Source organism: Streptomyces sp. NPDC045026 (assembly GCF_056432625.1).
This window is the reverse complement of sequence record NZ_JBWKIS010000017.1, coordinates 103,061-119,691: the sequence shown is the minus strand read 5'-3', so window position 1 is coordinate 119,691 and position 16,631 is coordinate 103,061. Positions and strand designations below refer to the sequence as shown.

Annotated in this window: 15 protein-coding genes and 1 pseudogene; 10 read left to right on the top strand and 6 right to left on the bottom strand. The window is 68.1% G+C overall.

Annotated features, from left to right (window positions below):
• Positions 1–736 (top strand): annotated as a pseudogene (locus AC07EJ_RS30115) (hypothetical protein); the annotation flags it as partial.
• Here the strand turns inward: AC07EJ_RS30115 and AC07EJ_RS30110 are convergent.
• Positions 733–1,572 (bottom strand): hypothetical protein, encoded by an 840-nt coding sequence (locus AC07EJ_RS30110; RefSeq protein WP_478885442.1) that lies wholly within the window; start codon positions 1,570–1,572, stop codon positions 733–735. The pseudogene AC07EJ_RS30115 and the gene AC07EJ_RS30110 overlap by 4 nt on opposite strands.
• 788 nt (positions 1,573–2,360) lie before the next feature.
• On the opposite strand from AC07EJ_RS30110, the gene AC07EJ_RS30105 reads away from it, so the two are divergent.
• A complete protein-coding gene (locus AC07EJ_RS30105) occupies positions 2,361–3,296 on the top strand; it encodes a hypothetical protein (RefSeq protein ID WP_478885441.1) in 936 nt (311 codons plus the stop codon).
• Between the two features lie 125 nt (positions 3,297–3,421).
• On the opposite strand, the gene AC07EJ_RS30100 is transcribed toward AC07EJ_RS30105, so the two are convergent.
• Both AC07EJ_RS30100 and AC07EJ_RS30095 read right to left on the bottom strand, forming a co-directional pair.
• Positions 3,422–4,513: an integrase core domain-containing protein gene (locus tag AC07EJ_RS30100; protein WP_478885440.1), complete on the bottom strand. Its 1,092-nt coding sequence runs from the start codon at positions 4,511–4,513 to the stop codon at positions 3,422–3,424.
• Positions 4,507–5,028 carry a hypothetical protein gene (locus AC07EJ_RS30095; RefSeq protein WP_478885439.1) on the bottom strand — a complete coding sequence of 174 codons (522 nt, stop codon included), beginning with the start codon at positions 5,026–5,028 and terminating at the stop codon, positions 4,507–4,509. The genes AC07EJ_RS30100 and AC07EJ_RS30095 overlap by 7 nt, the downstream gene beginning before the upstream one ends.
• Positions 5,029–5,326: 298 nt before the next feature.
• Here AC07EJ_RS30095 and AC07EJ_RS30090 point away from each other — a divergent pair, with 298 nt between their 5' ends.
• Entirely contained in the window at positions 5,327–5,695 is a 369-nt protein-coding gene (locus AC07EJ_RS30090) for a hypothetical protein (protein WP_389491595.1), read from the top strand.
• 146 nt (positions 5,696–5,841) lie between these two features.
• On the opposite strand, the gene AC07EJ_RS30085 is transcribed toward AC07EJ_RS30090, so the two are convergent.
• Together AC07EJ_RS30085 and AC07EJ_RS30080 are read right to left on the bottom strand one after the other, a co-directional pair.
• Positions 5,842–6,927 (bottom strand): pentapeptide repeat-containing protein, encoded by a 1,086-nt coding sequence (locus tag AC07EJ_RS30085; RefSeq protein WP_389490465.1) that lies wholly within the window; start codon positions 6,925–6,927, stop codon positions 5,842–5,844.
• Between the two features lie 556 nt (positions 6,928–7,483).
• A complete protein-coding gene (locus AC07EJ_RS30080) occupies positions 7,484–8,569 on the bottom strand; it encodes an integrase core domain-containing protein (protein ID WP_478885438.1) in 1,086 nt (361 codons plus the stop codon).
• A gap of 416 nt (positions 8,570–8,985) precedes the next feature.
• Between AC07EJ_RS30080 and AC07EJ_RS30075 the strand changes: the two genes are divergently transcribed.
• Together AC07EJ_RS30075 and AC07EJ_RS30070 are read left to right on the top strand one after the other, a co-directional pair.
• The gene (locus AC07EJ_RS30075; protein ID WP_389490461.1) at positions 8,986–10,008 is read left to right on the top strand and encodes an isopenicillin N synthase family dioxygenase; all 1,023 of its coding nucleotides are present in this window, start codon (positions 8,986–8,988) and stop codon (positions 10,006–10,008) included.
• 13 nt (positions 10,009–10,021) lie between these two features.
• Positions 10,022–11,392, top strand: a complete 1,371-nt coding sequence (locus AC07EJ_RS30070; protein ID WP_478885437.1) for a nucleobase:cation symporter-2 family protein — start codon at positions 10,022–10,024, stop codon at positions 11,390–11,392.
• 61 nt (positions 11,393–11,453) lie between these two features.
• Here AC07EJ_RS30070 and AC07EJ_RS30065 read toward each other — a convergent pair whose 3' ends face one another.
• Complete coding sequence (locus AC07EJ_RS30065) at positions 11,454–12,044, bottom strand: helix-turn-helix domain-containing protein (protein WP_329567908.1); 591 nt, start codon at positions 12,042–12,044, stop codon at positions 11,454–11,456.
• A 105-nt stretch (positions 12,045–12,149) separates the two neighbouring features.
• On the opposite strand from AC07EJ_RS30065, the gene AC07EJ_RS30060 reads away from it, so the two are divergent.
• From AC07EJ_RS30060 to AC07EJ_RS30040, 5 genes are all read left to right on the top strand, one after another.
• Entirely contained in the window at positions 12,150–12,653 is a 504-nt protein-coding gene (locus tag AC07EJ_RS30060) for a flavin reductase family protein (protein WP_389490456.1), read from the top strand.
• Entirely contained in the window at positions 12,650–13,537 is an 888-nt protein-coding gene (locus AC07EJ_RS30055; protein WP_389490454.1) for an MBL fold metallo-hydrolase, read from the top strand. Before AC07EJ_RS30060 ends, AC07EJ_RS30055 begins: the two co-directional genes overlap by 4 nt.
• The gene (locus tag AC07EJ_RS30050; RefSeq protein WP_478885436.1) at positions 13,534–14,736 is read left to right on the top strand and encodes an amidohydrolase family protein; all 1,203 of its coding nucleotides are present in this window, start codon (positions 13,534–13,536) and stop codon (positions 14,734–14,736) included. Before AC07EJ_RS30055 ends, AC07EJ_RS30050 begins: the two co-directional genes overlap by 4 nt.
• Before the next feature lie 101 nt (positions 14,737–14,837).
• Positions 14,838–15,584, top strand: a complete 747-nt coding sequence (locus AC07EJ_RS30045) for an ABC transporter ATP-binding protein (RefSeq protein WP_389490451.1) — start codon at positions 14,838–14,840, stop codon at positions 15,582–15,584.
• Positions 15,581–16,591: an ABC transporter permease gene (locus tag AC07EJ_RS30040; protein WP_478885435.1), complete on the top strand. Its 1,011-nt coding sequence runs from the start codon at positions 15,581–15,583 to the stop codon at positions 16,589–16,591. Before AC07EJ_RS30045 ends, AC07EJ_RS30040 begins: the two co-directional genes overlap by 4 nt.
• Positions 16,592–16,631 lie beyond the last annotated feature (40 nt).

The following is a 16,631-nucleotide window of genomic DNA, read 5'->3' as shown; positions in this document are numbered from 1 at the left end:
GGGTGTGTCGGGCATCAGTACTCAGGGGGTCGGGGTGGATGGCACCGGCGGCGGTACGAGCGCCGGCGTCAAGGGCTCCGGCACCAAGGGACCGGGCGTCTCAGGCACCAGCACGGAAGGCGCTGGAGTCGAGGCCCAAAGCACGCAAGGCCCCGGACTTGTCGCCCATGGTGCTTCGGCCGGCGTCGTCGCGAGCGGATCGGAGTACGCGGCCTGCCTGAACGGCGACGTCGTGATCACCGGAACGGTGCTCGACGGCGCGAACAAACTCAGGATCGACCACCCCCTCCGTCCCGAAACGCATTATCTCGTCCACGCCTCGGTGCGATCCTCGGAGATGAAGAACGTCTACGACGGCACGGTCTTGCTCGATGCCGACGGCCGGGCCACGGTCGAACTGCCGGACTGGTTCGAGGCGTTGAACGAGTCCTTCCGCTACCAGCTCACCGCTGTCGGCGCCCCGGCCCCGAACCTGCACATCGGCCGCCCGCTCGCCGACGGCTCCTTCGTGATCGCGGGCGGCGACGAAGGGCAGGACATCAGCTGGCAGATCACCGGAGTCCGCCGCGACAGCTGGGCCAGGGCCAACCCGCTCACCGCCGACGAGGAGAAACCCGAGAAGGAGAAGGGACTCTTCCTGCACCCTCAGCTGTTCGGCCGGCCGACGGAGCGAGCCCTCTCCGTGTTCGGCGGCGTGGACGCGAGCTGGGACACGAAGGCCGAAGAACAGAATTAGGCCCGGTCCTCGCTCCTCGGAGACGACGAGGCCTCAAAGTTTGAGGCCTCAAAGAGAGCGGCCCGCTTGGCGTCCGACGCGTCGCGCCGGACGGCGAACCGCTCGGGCCGGAGATCCCCGCGCCTGGCCACGACCCGGTAACTGAACTCGCTGCGAACATCACCGCCCGCGGTCGCGAGGACGGTGAAGCCGTCAGCGGTCCGGTCGCTCACATAGAGCCCGCTCGCGGCCTCGTACTCCGTCAGGAAGACGTGGTACGGGCCGTCTTCGATGACCGAGACGAACTCCGGGTCCAGAGCGACGTGGGCCCGGCCGTCGATGAGCCGCCCGAAGCCGAAGTCCTCGAACCAGCTCTCCGGGGCCTCCACCGCGTACAGGAGCCGGTGCGTCCCGTCGTCCCTGCGAACCGCGACGCTCTTGAGACCGTCGAGCACTTCGAAATTCCCGTTCACGCGCACGGCCCCGTCAAAGTAGCCGGCGTAGCCCTCGTGCGATTTGGCCCACAGGCCGTACGCCTGATCACCCTTGTGGGCTTCGGCCAGAACTCCGTTGCCGTTGGTGCTCTCCGAGATCCCGCGGACGCCGGCCATGCCCATTCCGCTCCCGGTTCCGGTCACACCGTGGCCGCTGTCCTCGCAGGTCGCCTCCAGTCCCGATTCGACGCCGCTGATCCGGGCGCCGACCGTGAATTTCCCTTGAGCGGTCTCGAAGCCGGTCTCGGAGGGCCCGACAGCCCTCCAGTGGTTGCCGTTTACCACGATCGACCTCCGCGTCGCCAGGGTGGCTGAGTGATGCAGGGGTGGTGACGGTCCTCGAAGCGCCGCCTGCCGCCGCACGGTATTCCGCGACCAGCTATAACCCAGGCGAGGCCCGCTCCCGGTACGACGCGCGCGGCTCGACCTGAAATGCCGAGGCGCTTCGCGGCGTCTTGGACGTTGCAGAGGGGAGGCTCTTCCTTCTTCGCTCTCGGAGAGTCGTCGTCTCCTGATGCAATGGTCCGTCTTCCTCGCGGGCGGGCGAGCGAGGCTAGTGGGGTTGATGTGGTAACAGGGAGATCGAGCACGGCCGCGTCCACTGCGGCCAGGAGCACGCCGAGCCCGCGGAGGCGAGCCGGGTCACCGAGTCCGTCGTTGGGGCCGGGCAGGCCCATGGCTCGCCGGCCTTGCGTGGCCGGATCGTCGGACGGCAGTAGTAATGCGGCTCGCCGGTGGTCCTCTTCGGGGAGGCGTACGTTGGAGTGCAACGCCTTGGCCAGTCGGAGCCGTTCGCTCTGAAGGGCCCGCTTGTCCAGCTTCCAAATCCGCTCACGCAGTTCCTCCAAGCCGGGACGGGACTGCACGATGGCCAGAGCCTCTTGGGACAGTGTGGGGACCGGGTGTTCTGCTGCCTGGCGGTACATGGCGCAGGAGGCGCCGGCGGACAGGCACAAAGTGCTCGGACGGTGACGTCACGCCGCAGTCGACCTCGGACGTCCGGGCCGCGCTCCTCGCGCTGGTGACCGCGTCAAAGGTGGGTGCCGTACGTTCAGAAACGCGAGGTTGTCGCTTTCGGCCCGCGCTGCTTGTCACTACTCCTACAGTGTTTCCGGGGAAGAGCAAGGTGATCAGGAACGGGGGCTGTCGCCATGTCGACCACAGCTGATGGCAGTGCCGATGAGAGTGCATTCGTACGCGGATTCTGTCGCACCACTCTGCGCAGGCTGCTGATCGAGGCCGGAGTGGGCGCTGGCGATGCACAGGTGGTTGCCGCCGATGTGGCAGGCCGTGCGCGGATGCTGGCTGCGCTGCCTGCCCCGTACTTCGACGTACTGGTGACGCCGTTCATCGAGGAGGTCTCCCAGCATCGGCCTCTGTCGCAGCCGGTCTGGCTGCGAGCGGCCGTCGTCGTGGCTGTGCGCAACAGCCGCCTAGAGGACTTCCATGCGTTGGGTGGGCCGGTCGGTGACGAGCACATTGCAGCTATCACAGAGGCTGCCGTCGGCCCGCTGGCCGAGCACCTCCAAGGGCCTGCCGCGCCGGTCAAGAACAATGCGTTCGCCGGATTCAACATCATGTTTCCCCGTGCTTGGGCGTGCCTGACCGCCTTGTCCGACATGATGGCATCGGACGCGGATACCGAACGCCCCTATGCCATGCCCGACGGGCCATCACCCCAGCTCCCCCGCATGGAGGAGATGGTCCAGGCGAAGGAAGCTACGGGCGTCACAGGGTTCACACGTGGTCAGGCCGTGGTCGCTTCGGCGATTGATCCGCGCTTTGATCAGGCACTCATGTCCATGATGCGGCAGGTAAAAGAGGGCCTCGCTGAACTGGTTCCGCTGTCAGCACTCAGCCGTCTGTCCCGCAACAGCGGCAAGCAACTGCGTGTACTGGAGTTCCTTTTGGCGCATGGGGCTACCGTGCTCACCACCAACTACCTTCTGACCCCTGCCATGGCGGGCGCCCGCACCCGCCCACTGGTCAAGCCCGACTCCTACGATCCGCGACGCACTATCAGGCAACTGCGGGGCCTTGGCCCGGCGCACACGCACTTGGCCAAGTCGTTGAGTCAGCACCTGTAGCGCCTTCACGGCTCGTGGTGTGCGCCCGCACCGCGTTGCGGTTCACACCAGGCGTCGGTCCAGCACGGTGCATTCATTCGGCCCCGGACAGGCGTTGTAGGTGCCAAGAACTACGTCCGCGCTGGTCACGCCGCATGCTGGTACTCGTGAAGGATGCCGTATAGGCGGTCGTTTCGGTGGATGTCGAGGCGGGCGAGCCGATCAGGTTCGGTGATCGGTTCGGGCAGTGGGCGTAGGGGAGCGGCGCTTTTGAGGGTGCGGTGGGGGCGGCGCCCGTTGTAGAACTGCTCGTACTCGCTTAGTGCGTGGAGTAGATGGGCCTGGTTCCAGATGAGGGTGCGGTCGAGGAGTTCGGACCGGCAAGTTCGTACCCAGCGTTCCATGATTGCGTTCATGCTGGGGATACGGATGCCGGTCTGGACGACTTCGATGCCTTCGGCTTGTAGGACGGCATCGAAGGTGGCCGGGTAGCGCGCGTCCCGATCGCGGATGAGGAACTTCAATTTGGTTCCTGCGTCGTGGAGGTCCATGACTGTGTTGCGGGCGAGCTGGGCGACCCAGTCCGCGGTCGGGTGTGCGGTTGCGCCGAGTATCCGCACGCGTCGGGTGGCGTGTTCGATGACGGCGAGGACGTACAGGGTCGCACCGGTCAGCGTCTTGGTCTCGAAGAAGTCGGCGGCGAGGATGGCGTGGGCTTGGGAGCGCAGGAAGGTGGTCCAGGTGGTGTGGTGGCGCTCGGGTGCGGGGTCGATGCCGTGTTCTTTGAGGATGTTCCACACGATGGAGGCGGCGACCGTGATTCCGAGGGCGACGAGCTCGCCGTGGATGCGTCTGTATCCCCAGTTGGGATTCTCTCCGGCGAGCCTCAGCACCAGGACTCGGACGGAGCGGATGGTGCGCGGTCGACCGGAGCGCCTGGGGCGGGAGGCCTTGGCATGGCGCCGGCGCAGCAGGTCGCGGTGCCAGCGCAGCACCGTGTAGGGGGAGACGATCAAGTGAAGGCCACGAAGTTGCATCCGTGGGAGGTGGCGGAGGAGGGCGGCGAGCAGCGCGCGGTCTGGCCAGGTGAGCTTCGGCTTGTCGATCTGCCGTTGTAGTACGGCGAGTTGGTGGCGCAGTGCCATGATCTCAGCGTCCTTGTCCCGGTCACTCATCGGTAGGAGCCGTATCAAGGTGAACATGCTTGTCAGGGCCATGTAGGGCAGTCGCATCAGCACCGGATCATCCCGGCGCCGGCCGGAGCTGCCCGGCAATCACCGAGGGCGCCCCTATCACCGGCGATTGGCAGGAACTCACGACCACGCCCCTGCGGGACCTGACCAGCGGGGACGAGGTTTCTGGCACCCACAAGGTTGGCGCCGGTGAGGACGGCGTCGATGGCGTCGGAGAACTTGCCGTCCCGGTCACGCAGGAAGTACTGGAAGCGGTCCACCCGATCCTCGAGCGTCATTGTCAGGTTGCGGGCCTGCTGGGTGGCCCAGTCCCGGTTGGGGTGTGCGGTGATGCCGAGGATATGCGCGCGGCGCATGGCGACCTCCATGACGAACAGGACGTACAGGCGTCGGCCGAACGTGGTGTCCACGTGGAAGAAGTCGCAGGCCAGCAGCCCGGAGGTCTGGGTGCGCAGGAAGGAGGACCAGGTGTCGCGGGCACTTGGCGCTGCAGGACGGCGATCTGGTGCCGTAGCACCAGCAGTTCGACCTCCTTGGCCGTTGCCCAGCGACCACCGCATGGACTCCGATCATCCTCGTGTCGGCTCCACCCTCGCAGGGAAACGGCCCAGACCAGCCGGCCGAACCGGGATTTTCACGCGGGACAGGCTGCAGTAGGGATCAGTGGTGTCGCCGTCGGCGCCCTGGGCACCCTGCTCGGTGCCCGCATGCAGGCCAGCGGCGCTCACGCTCAGGCGGACGCCACTGACAGCAGCGTGGTCCCAGGCCCGGAACGCCGACCAGAACTGGATGGCGTCCGCTCCGGCGCACGCTTACGCCTAGCTGATCACCAACGCACTCGAACTCGAAGGAAAGATCATGTTCATGGAGGCGCACTTCAACCGCAGCGGGCGTCCCTGGTGGCGGCGGTGGACGTGGAAGCCGCCCGGCCACGACGAGCGCTCGGAGGAGTACGCCAGCGTTGCAGCGATCTTCGTCCGACTCCGGCACGCCGGCTCCGTAATCGAGATGTACGGCGGCGACACGGTGTTCGAGCGGACCGTTGAACTCGTCGGCGTCGCTGATGAGATGCGCCTGCTGGCCCGAGCGGGCGCCCTGGGTTCGGGCGCCGCAGGCTGGCCCTGTGGAATACCCCGTCGCTGTCGCGCTCGCCGAGGCCGTAGCGACGCTGCCCGCGGCGAGGGCTGGTGGTACGCGATCAAGTTCGACGGTTCTCCAGACACGTGAGGTTGTCTCGTGTTCCGACGCACCCCCACCCCATACTGGAAGACTGTTCCACGAGTATGGGTGCCGGTAAGAACCCTGTCACCAGCCACAACGGCGGTGATCAGTCCTCGGACCCACGAACGCCGCGACCAAGATCCGACCCCTGGCTATGGCCCGCCGCGGGTTCTCACGACCCGGTGCCATTCAGCGATCGGGTACACGGGCACGGCCGACCGTGTGCGGCGGGAGACGTCGGGCATGTCCTCCCCTGCGTGAAGCGGGCGTTCGGCCCATCCCTGCGCCCACTCACGTTGTGTCCCCCAGTTTGTACTGAACACCGTGCTGGCACGCGCGTTCTTGAGCGTGAGCTTGCCGTGGGCGGCGACGTTGTGGAATATCACCATCCCCGTGAAGGTCGTCGCGTGAAAGTCGGCCCGCTGCTGGAACGTGGTGCTCATGAACACGGCCCGCAGCCCGAACCAGGCGCCCCGGAACGTGACGGTGTCATAGAACACGGCGCGGTGAAAGTAGACGTGGTCAGTGAACTCAGCGAAGGCGAAGTTCGCGCCATCCTTGAACGTGACTCCTGCGAAGTTGGCCACCCTGATGCGGCAGGTAGAGAAGTCCACCCCGTACAGCTCGGCGCCGCTCAGGTCGAGGTCGATGCCTGGCCAGTACTGCTGTGGAGCATCCTGGTGGAACGCGCCGTCGACAGGAGCGGTACGAAGATGACGGGAGAGGATTTCGATCACTGCCCCTCGTACAACGAGCTCCTGTTCGCGCTGAGCCCGTGTCTCCTGATAAGCAAGCTTGGCAGCTCGCCGCTCAGCGGAGGTTGGGGCTTCGCCCTGCGCGCGGGCCAGCAGCTCGAGTTTCGTGATCCGAAGAAGCGGCATGCGAAGATACGAGCACAGCACGTTGACAATGGTCTGCCGGTGGGTGGGGTGGTCCTGGGCCAGGCGCTCGAGCGCGTACAGGCCCGCGAGGCGCACCGACGGGCTATCGCTGCCCAACTGCCCCGCCGCCGCCGTGTACAGCTCGGTGATACGCCGCTCGGTCGCATCGAACTCGGCGATCGTGTCGGCGGCCTCCTGCCGGATATGCGTGTGCTCGCTGAGCCACTGCCGGCGCAGCGCCAGCAGCAGCGCGGCCGCACCGCCGGTGCCTGCTCCGACCGTCAGGGCTGTCTTGATGGCGTCGATCCGAGCCGTGGTGCGCTGGTCACCCTGCAGAGAATTGGTCTGCGCAAGCATCGCCCACATAGTGAGCGCGACCGCCCCTGCGACAAGAGCAGCCGCCAGCACAGCCCACCACCACGAGATCGGGCGTACCCGATGCTGAACAGGAATCCGCATACCGCCCCCCAAGACCCGAGACCACGTGCCTTGCTCCAGATCTGCCCGCTCCCTCGTCGGGCAGACCATGTCTTGAGGAACATCAGAGGTCGCTCCCCAATCGTGCTCTGGCCGGACCAATGACGACCGCACTTCCTTGGCCGAGGCTGTGAGGCATCCCGTGTCTCATGAGACAAGTCAAAAGCCGACGCCGTCACTGGCTACGGAAAGCGATGGCTGCACTCTCCGGCAGGTGTGTACTACCGGCTCGTCTCGGAAGGTCTGATCTGACGTACCGGCAGCTGTCCGCGCGTCCGCGGAGGCCGTCGATCCCGAACCGGAGCCTGCCGCGATAGGAGCCCGCGGTTCGTCAGGCCGGTGTTGACGATGGTGCTGACTCTTGCGGCGGCCTCCATGTCAGGGTGTGCCGCTCGAAAATACGATTCGATGCTTGAGCTGCGGCGAGGCCGTTCGGTCAGGCGGTTCTCTGGTACTGGTTGATCAGGCCGCCGAGGAGGCGTTGTCTCCGGAGGCGGTGGGCCTGGAGTTCGGTGACGGTGGCGGGGGTGGCTGGTTCGGCGCTGTCCGGGGGCAGTTGCTGCCGGGACTGGTGGGGACGGTGCCCGTTGTAGTGCCTGATGTATTCGGCCAGGACCGCTCGGGCGTGGGCCTCGTTGTAGATCAAGATCCGGTCGAGGAGCTCGCGGCGTAGGGTGCCCACGGCTCGCTCGCAGATCGCGTTCGCTTTGGGCGCCGGCGGCGGGCTGAGCAGGATCTCCACGTCGTCGGCCTCGAAGATGGCGTCGAAGGCGCGGGTGTACTTGCTGTCCCGGTCCCGGAGCAGGTAGCGCAGCCAGTCCATCCGGCACCCCAGTGTCATGGCGAGATTCCTGGCCTGTTGCGTGGTCCACTGCGCGGTGGGGTGGGCGGTGACGCCGGCGAGGTGGAGGCGTCTCGTGCCGTGTTCGATGAAGATCAGGGCGTACAGGCGCTTGAGCGCCACGGTGTCGAGGTGCAGGAAGTCGGCGGCGATGATGCCGTGGGCCTGGGTGGTGAGGAATTGACGCCAGGTGGAGCCGGAGCGCTGCGGGGCGGGGCCAACTCCCGAGGAATGCAGGATCTCCCATACGGTGGACGGGGCGATCGGGTGGCCGAGGCGGGCGAGTTCGCCTTGTATCCGGCGGTGGCCCCAGCTGTTGTTCTCCCGAGCCAGGCGCAGGATGAGCTGTTTGACGGTGGATGCGGTGGAGGGTCTGCCCGGGCGGCAGTGTCGGAGGAAAGTCCACGTCCGGGCAACGAGTCGTCGGTGCCAGCGCAGCAGTGCGGTGGGGGTGACTGCGAAGGCTTGACGCCAGTGCTCCCGCGGGACGAGCCGGGAGAGGACGGCGAGCCAGATCCGGTCGGCGGGCTCGTAGCGGACCCGGGCGATCTGGCGGCGCAGCACGGCGTTGTTGTGCCGCAACGCCAACACCTCCGCATCCTTGGCCAGGTGGCTGCGGAACACGGCAGCGGGCACCTTGATCAGATTCCGGACCAGCGTGGTGACGATCGACAGCGACATCGAAGGATCATCCCAGGCGCCGTGGAGGCCGTTGCCCCGCGTGGAGAAGCTGCACGCCAGAGCCGGAATCGTATTTGCGAGCGGGACAGGCGGGCGGCGCCGAGCACAGCATCTGGGGTATGGCCCCGACTTCGGCCGTACTGCCGCCACACCCACGTCGCCGTTCGTCGTGGACGTGCTGCCGCAGTAACAGAACTGGTTCTCGGATGAAACACGGTGCCGCCAGGCTGACTTCATCGCGCATGGCCCTTGTCGACGGGGCGTATGCCAGCCCACGGCGCCGGGCCCACGGACGGGTCCGAGGTCGACCGTGCCCGCGGACCTCTGAGTGTCCGCGGTGGGGGTGCAGGGGCGGTGACTGCACCTCGTAGGACTCGGAGAACACCACTCCGACGTACTCAGGAGTACTTGCCGCGATGAACGACATCACGACGCGTGCTGTGCCGCACACGACGCCCCGATCGACGTACGGCCTCGCCGAACTCGACAAGGAAACCCGCATGGGCGGGGCCGGAACCGAGACCACGGCCCGGGAGATCCGCCGCATCGACCTCTCCGACTTCGAGGCCCGCAAGGCCGAGATCACCGAGGAGCTGTGGGCGGCGGCCACGGACATCGGGTTCTTCCAGCTGGTTAACCACGGCATCGAACAGGCCCTGGTGGACGAGGCGTTCACGAACGCCGAGGCATTCTTCGCGCTGCCCGAGGCCCACAAGGCCCGGCATGGGCTGAAGAAGGGCCTCAACTCCGGGTGGGAGTCCATGACCCAGGTCAGGCCGTCCGTCGGGACACCGGACCAGAAGGAGTCGTACCAGGTCACCCGCCCTCACATGGAGGGGCTGTGGCCCGACGACGTCCTGCCCGAATTCCGGCTGCGCGCCCTCGACTTCGAGACGCGCTGCCGCGAGGTGGCGATGCGGGTCCTGTCCTGCTTCGCCGACAAGCTGGGCTTCGCCGGCGACTTCTTCATCCGCGCCCATGACCCTCGGAGCAGGCACCACCAGTCCACCCTGCGAATGCTGCACTACTTCGCGATCCCCGAGGAGGCCGAGCCCGACCCGAACGTGTGGCGGGCCGGTGCGCACACCGACTTCGACTGCCTGACGCTGCTCTTCCAGCGGGACGGGCAGGGCGGGCTGCAGGTGTGCCCGGGAAAAGAGGCCGAGGCCCAGGAGTGGACGCCCGTGGCGCCCTCGGCCGACGCCATCACCTGCAACATCGGCGACATGCTGATGCGGTGGAGCGACGACCGGCTTCCGTCCAACTTCCACCGGGTCAAGTCACCGGGTCCCGGCGAGGACCGAGGCGCCCGCTACAGCATCGCCTTCTTCGCCCAGGCCGACCGCGACGTGGTGATCGAGGGGCCGGACGGCCGGTATCCGCCGATCACGGCGGAGCAGTACATCCAGCAGCGCATCGCCGCCAACTTCGCACGGTAAGGGGACTGTTGTGATGATGTCCGCGAAGCAGCTGGCGCCGTTCGGGCGGCTCGCGGTGCTGGGTCTCCAGCACGTTCTGGTGATGTACACGGGCTGTGTCACGGTGCCGCTCGTCTTCGGCGCGGCCGCAGGACTCGATGCCTCGACCATCGCTCTGCTCATCAACGCGGACCTGCTGGTCGCGGGCGTCGTCACGATGATTCAGGGCGCGGGCGTCGGGCGGGTGCTCGGCGTCCGCATGCCCGTGATGGCCGGCGCGGCCTTCACCGCTGTGACGCCGATGATCCTGATCGCCGGTGAGTACGGGCTCCAGGCCGTATACGGTTCGATGCTCGCCGCCGGGATCTTCGGCCTGCTCGTCGCCTGGCCGTTCGCCAAGGCAGCGCGCTTCTTCCCGCCGCTGGTGAGCGGTGTGGTGATCACTGTGGTCGGCCTGGCGCTGATCGGTGTCGGCGTAAACCTCGTCGTCGGCAGCGATCCCAAAGCGGCGGACTACGCGGCGCCGTCGCGCCTCGCACTCGCCGCCCTCGTCGTCATCGTGATCCTGTTGGTGGCGAGGTTCGGCCGGGGCTTTCTGGCCCAGACCGGCGTCCTGCTCGGGCTGCTGGCCGGTACGGCGGTCGCGGTACCGCTGGGTCTGGTGGACCTGTCCGCCGCCCGTGGCGCCGACTGGATCGGGGTGAGCACTCCGTTCCACTTCGGCGCGCCCGAGTTCCCGCCCGTCGCGGTCATCTCCATGTGTGTCGTGATGCTGGTCCTGTTCGCCGAGTCGACCGCGGACCTGATCGCGGTCGCCGAACTCACCGGCAAGGAGCTGACGACCGCTGACATGGCACGTGGGCTGGCCGCCGACGGCCTGTCCGGGGTACTCGGCGGAGTGATGAACGCCTTCCTCGACACCGTCTTCGCCCAGAACGTGGGCCTGGTGTCGATGACCCGGGTGCGCAGCCGCCATGTGGCCACCGTCGCGGGCGCCATCCTGGTTGTCCTGGGCCTTGTTCCTAAGCTGGGGGCGGTGGTGGCCGGGTTGCCCGGACCGGTCGTGGGCGCGGCGGGACTGGTCATGTTCGCCACGGTCGCTGCCGTCGGCATCAGCACACTGCGGAAGGTCGAGTTCGAGGGAACGCAAAACCTGCTGATCGTCGCCGTGTCGATCGGCGTGGGCCTGGCGCCCGATGTGGCACCGGACCTCTACTCCCGTTTCCCGGACGGTGTGCGCATCGTGCTGGGCTCACCGGTGACGAGCGCGACCCTGATCGCGTTCGGGCTGAACCTGGCCTTCAACCGGACCCGCCCGGCACGCACGGCGGACGACGAGGCAGTGGCGGTGGCAGAGAAGCAGACTCGGCCGACGTCCACCACCCCGGCGGAATACGTCCCATAGCGCAGGTCCGTGGTCGAGCCGACTGAACGACCTCTACAACTGTCGCTCTTTGCTCGGCGTTCTAGCGAGGGGCGTTCTGTACGGTGAGGATGTGCACCCCGGAGGGGTCCTGATCCTCCAGAACCCGCCAGCGGTGCGGGGTTCCGCCTGGGTAGAGCAGGCTGTCACCGGCGTGGAGGCGGTGCAGTTCGCGGCCGCCGGGGCCCAGTAGGTCGACCTCGATCGCGCCGTGTGTCACATAGAGGAACTCATCGCCCGGGTGGTCGTAGTACTCCTCGAAGTCGGTGGGTCCTCCCGTGTATTCGACCGGATGGACGGCGAATTGGGGTGCTCCGAGCATCCGGGCCGAGCCGCCGCTGTTGGCGACGGGGGTGCCGGTCCCTTCCCGTACGACATGGATGTCGGCGGGGAAGGTTGCCGAGTGCGCCAACAGGGCCTGTTGGGTGGTGCCGAGCGCCTGGGCGATCCGGTGCAGCGAGGGCATGCTCGGGCGGGTCAGCCCGCGTTCCAGCTGACTGAGGAAGGGGTGCGAAAGGCCTGCGCTGCCCGCGAGTTGGACAAGGGTGAGGCCGCGCTTCTTGCGTAGCCGACGGATCGCGTTGCCGAGCTGCTGGTCCGGATCGGCGGGGGTTTCGGTGGGGCGGTCTGCCATGGCGGAAATCCTAAGCGGTCACTTCGGAGTGGGGTTTACTCCCGCGAAACACATGTCTCTTACGCTCAATGTTGATGTGACGAACATTCTAGGCGAGGAGCCCGAATGACCGCGACCACCGCCGACCGACCCGCCACGGCCGGGTTCCTCGATGCCATGGCCGCCCTCGCGGGCGGCGTCTGCGTCGTGACCGCCGCCGCGGCCGATGGCACACCTGCCGGATTCACCAGCACCGCCGTGATGAGCCTCAGCCGCGCGCCGCAGTTGATCGCGATCGGTGTCCGGCGCGGCAGCCGCACCCTGCCGCTGCTCCAGGGCCGCGGCAGGTTCGCCCTCAACATACTTGCCGCGGATGGCGAACCCGTCTCGCGGCGGTTCGCCGATCCGGCCGTCGACCGATTCGCCGGGCTGGAGTGGACGACGGGAGAGGGAGGTGTGCCGCTGCTGCTCGCGCAGAGTGCGTACGCCGTGCTGTGCCGTGTACGGGAAGAGGTGGCGGCCGGGGACCACCTGCTGCTGATAGCCGACATCGAGGAGATCATCCCCGGCCAGGGCGGGTTCAGCGCTCTCGTCCACCAAGCCCGCCGCTACCACGGCATCGGCGCATGAGCGGGCGCGACTGGTTCTCGGTACGGGAGACCGGACCCGGGACCTTCCTCATCGCCGAGCCCGGGCACGTCAACAGCTATCTCGTCGTGGGCGACGACCTCGCCCTGCTGTACGACACCGGGATGGGCATCGGGGACATCGGGCGCGAGGTGCGCGCGCTGACCTCGCTGCCGCTGCTCGTCGTCAACTCCCACCACCACTACGACCACCGGGGTGGCAACGCCTCGCTCGTGGGCGAGGCCAAGGACTTCGCCGTCCACGAGGCGGGTGCAGACCTGCACGGCGAGCCCGCGCCGCGCGAGTGGCTCGAGACGTACGAGCACATAGCCCAGGACATGCGACAGCGCTACATCGAGCTGAGCGCACTCTCCGCCGAGGGCTTCTTCCTCACCGACTCGCGGATCGAGGTGCGGCCCGTCCCCGAACTGACCCAGTGGCGTATCGACGCGGTGCGCCCGACCCGGCTGCTCAGGGAAGGGGAGCAGCTCGATCTGGGCGGCCGGAGGCTGCACGTCCTGCATACCCCCGGGCACTCGCCCGACGGTATCTGCCTCTGGGAGCCCGGGAGCGGCCAGCTCCTCGCCGGCGACACCCTGATCAGCGGCACCTTCTTCGCCCATGTGCCGGGCGCCGATGTGCCCGCATTCGCCGCATCGACTCGGCGACTGGCCGAGCTCCCGGTCAGAACAGCCCTGTTGGGACACAACCTCCGCCACCGTGAGGGCCATTACTTCGTGGGACGGGTCGCCGAGGCTTTCGATCAGGTGGCACGCCGACGGACCCGCCCGGTCCGTCGCCAGGACATGTTCGGCGCGCCCGCGATGTGGCACGCCTTCGATGGCTTCGCGGTACTCACCGCACCGGAGAATGGGGACGTGCGATGACGGCGACGGCACTGCTGCTGCGCGGGGCGCGGCTGTCCGAAGGGCAGGTCCGGGACGTACTGATCGAGGACGGGCGGGTTTCGGCCGTTGCGCGGGCCGGTCAACTCCCTTCCGCGGGTGAGGAGATGGACCTCTCCGGCTTCCTGCTGCTGGCCGCCCCCGCCGAACCCCACGCCCACCTCGACAAGGCCCTCACCTGGGACCTGGCCGGTGCACCGCCCTGCGACCTGCCGGGGGCGGTCGCCGCCTGGCACGGCTATGCGGAGCAGGTGACGGAGGAGGGCGTGCTGGTCAGAGCCCGCCATGCCCTGGACGAGTTGGTCGCCAATGGTGCGACTGCCGTCCGCACCCACGCCGACGTCCTGCCCGGCCCCGATCCGCTCCGAGGGCTGCGGGCGCTGCTGCGGCTGCGCGCGGAGCTGAGTGAGCGGGTCGCGCTGCAGATCGCCGTACTGCACGTCGAGGCGCCCGACGAAGTCCTCAACCAGGCGCTGGAGTTGGGGGCCGACCTGCTCGGTGGCTGCCCGCACCTCTCCGACGACCCGCAGGCCGCTGTCGCCCGGGCCCTGACCATCGCCGAGCGGCATGGCGTCGGTGTCGATCTGCATGCGGACGAGCATCTCCGTCCGGACCCGAAGGATCTGCTGCTGCTCGCCCAGGAGGTACGGGACCGGGGCTTCGCCCACGGTGCGACCGCCAGCCACTGCGTGGGACTGGGCGGTCTGGACCCTGCCGAGGCCGCCCGGATCGCCAAGGAGGCGGCGGCATCCCGGATCGGGGTCGTCGCACTGCCGCTCACCAACCTTTACCTCCAGGGCCGCGATACCCCTGCCCGCACCCCGCGCGGTCTGACCGCCGTACGCGCCCTCCTGGACGCGGGCGTGCCCCTGGCCGGGGGCGGCGACAACATCCGCGACCCCTTCAACCCGGTGGGCAGGGCCGACCCGTTGGAGACCGCCGGACTCCTCGTCACGGCAGGTCACTTGACGCTGCGCGAGGCCGTCCATGCGGTGACCGCCGGCGCCCGCACGGTCCTCGGGCTACCCGCCGCAGGGCCGTACGAGGGTGCGATCGCCGACCTCCTCGCCGTACGGGCTGACTCGCTCTCCGGGGCCGTCGGGGCCTCGTACCCGGACCGGATTGTCTTCAAGGGCGGGCGAGCGGTGAGCTGTACCACGGTGATCCGCGAAGCGCTCTGACTGGTCCAGGGCGTAAACGCCCGAGACATCCCCGCGAAACAATGAATGTTGATGCTACGAACATCAGTGAACGCATCACAGTCCTGACGGAAGGAGCCGACGTGGCGACAGCAGTGCAGACGGCGCTGAGTTTCGCAGCCGTCGACAAGCGTTTCGACAGCGGGACCACCGCGCTCTCGGGTGTGGATCTCCGCGTCGGGGCAGGGGAGTTCGTGGCGGTCCTGGGCCCTTCCGGATGCGGGAAGTCCACACTGCTGCGGCTCGCCTCTGGGCTGGATGCCCCCAGTGCGGGGGAGATCGACACCCCGGGCGGGGACGTCGGTTACGTCTTCCAGGATGCCACCCTGCTGCCCTGGCGCAGCGTCCTCGCCAATGTGGCGCTGCCCGCCGAACTGGCCGGCCGCCCCAAGAACGAACGGCACGAGCGCGCCATGGACGCTATCCGTCTCGTCGGCCTCGACGGCTTCGAGAAGCAGCTGCCGGGACAGCTCTCGGGCGGGATGCGGATGCGGGTCTCGCTGGCCCGCGCGCTGATAATGCGCCCCGCGCTCTTCCTCTTCGACGAACCCTTCGGCGCGCTGGACGAGATGACTCGGCTTCGTATGCAGGAGGAGCTCCAGCGGATCTTCGCGGAGACGGGATTCGCGGGTCTCTTCATCACACACTCGGTGACCGAGGCGGTGTTCCTGGCCAACCGGGTCGTGGTGATGTCGGCCCGACCTGGACGTATCACCGCCGAGTTCGAGGTGCCGTTCGCTCACCCCAGGCCTGCATCGCTCCGTTACGAACCGGAGTTCGCCGCGATCGCGGGCGCGGTCTCCGCAGCCCTGCGAGGAGACGCCCAGTGACCACGAACACCCCGGCCGCCGACGTGCCGACTGCCCACGCAACCCCTGCCGCTTCGGTCACAGTCGGCTCGAGCTGTGAACCGTCTGCCGCCTCCGAGCCGGTCGTCACCGGTTCGAGCGCTGCCGCTCCGGCCCACGAGGGGAAGGCCTCCGGGCGCCAGTCCGATGCTGCCGCCGGCGCCACAGTCGAGATTTTCCCGGCCGCCGAGGCGCCCGCCCGCACCCGCCGCAGCCCCGTCGCCCTGCTCGCCCCCATCGGCTCGCTCGCCATCGCCATCGGCCTCTGGTACGCGGTGAGCTACCTGCTCCTCGCCTCCGCCCGCCGCTTCCTCGTACCGCCACCGCATCAGGTCCTCCAGGCCGCCGTCCTCGACTGGACCCACCTGCAACCCATGCTCCAGGCCCTCGCCCTCACCGCGCAGGTCGCTCTCGCGGGGCTTGCCATCGCCGCCGTCCTCGGCATCACCGGGGCCGTCGTGATGAGCCGCGCCCGCTGGCTGGAGCGCTCCCTCTATCCGTACGCCGTCATCCTGCAGACCGTCCCGATCCTCGCCATCGTCCCCCTCATCGGCCTCTGGTTCGGCTTCGGCTTCACCAGCCGGGTCGTCGTCTGCGTCCTCATCGCCCTCTTCCCACTGATCGCCAACACCCTCTTCGGACTGCAGTCCGTGGACCGCGCCCACCACGACCTCTTCACCCTCCAGAAGGCCAGCGGCGGGGCCCGCCTGCGCAAGCTCGAACTGCCCGCGGCACTCCCCGCCATCTTTACCGGACTGCGTACCTCCTCCGGGCTCTCCGTCATCGGCGCGATCGTCGGCGACATGTTCTTCAAGCAGGGCGCGCCCGGCATCGGCACCCTCCTCGACGTCTACCGCTCACGGCTCCAGTCCGAGGACCTCTTCGTCGCGATCATCCTCGCCTCCCTCTTCGGGGTCGCCGTCTTCGCGCTCTTCACTCTCCTGTCCCGCCTCGCCGTCGGTTCCTGGCACGCGTCGGGCCGCAGCTGAGCCGGCCCCCACCCCCTCTCCGCTTCCTCGTCAGAGCCCC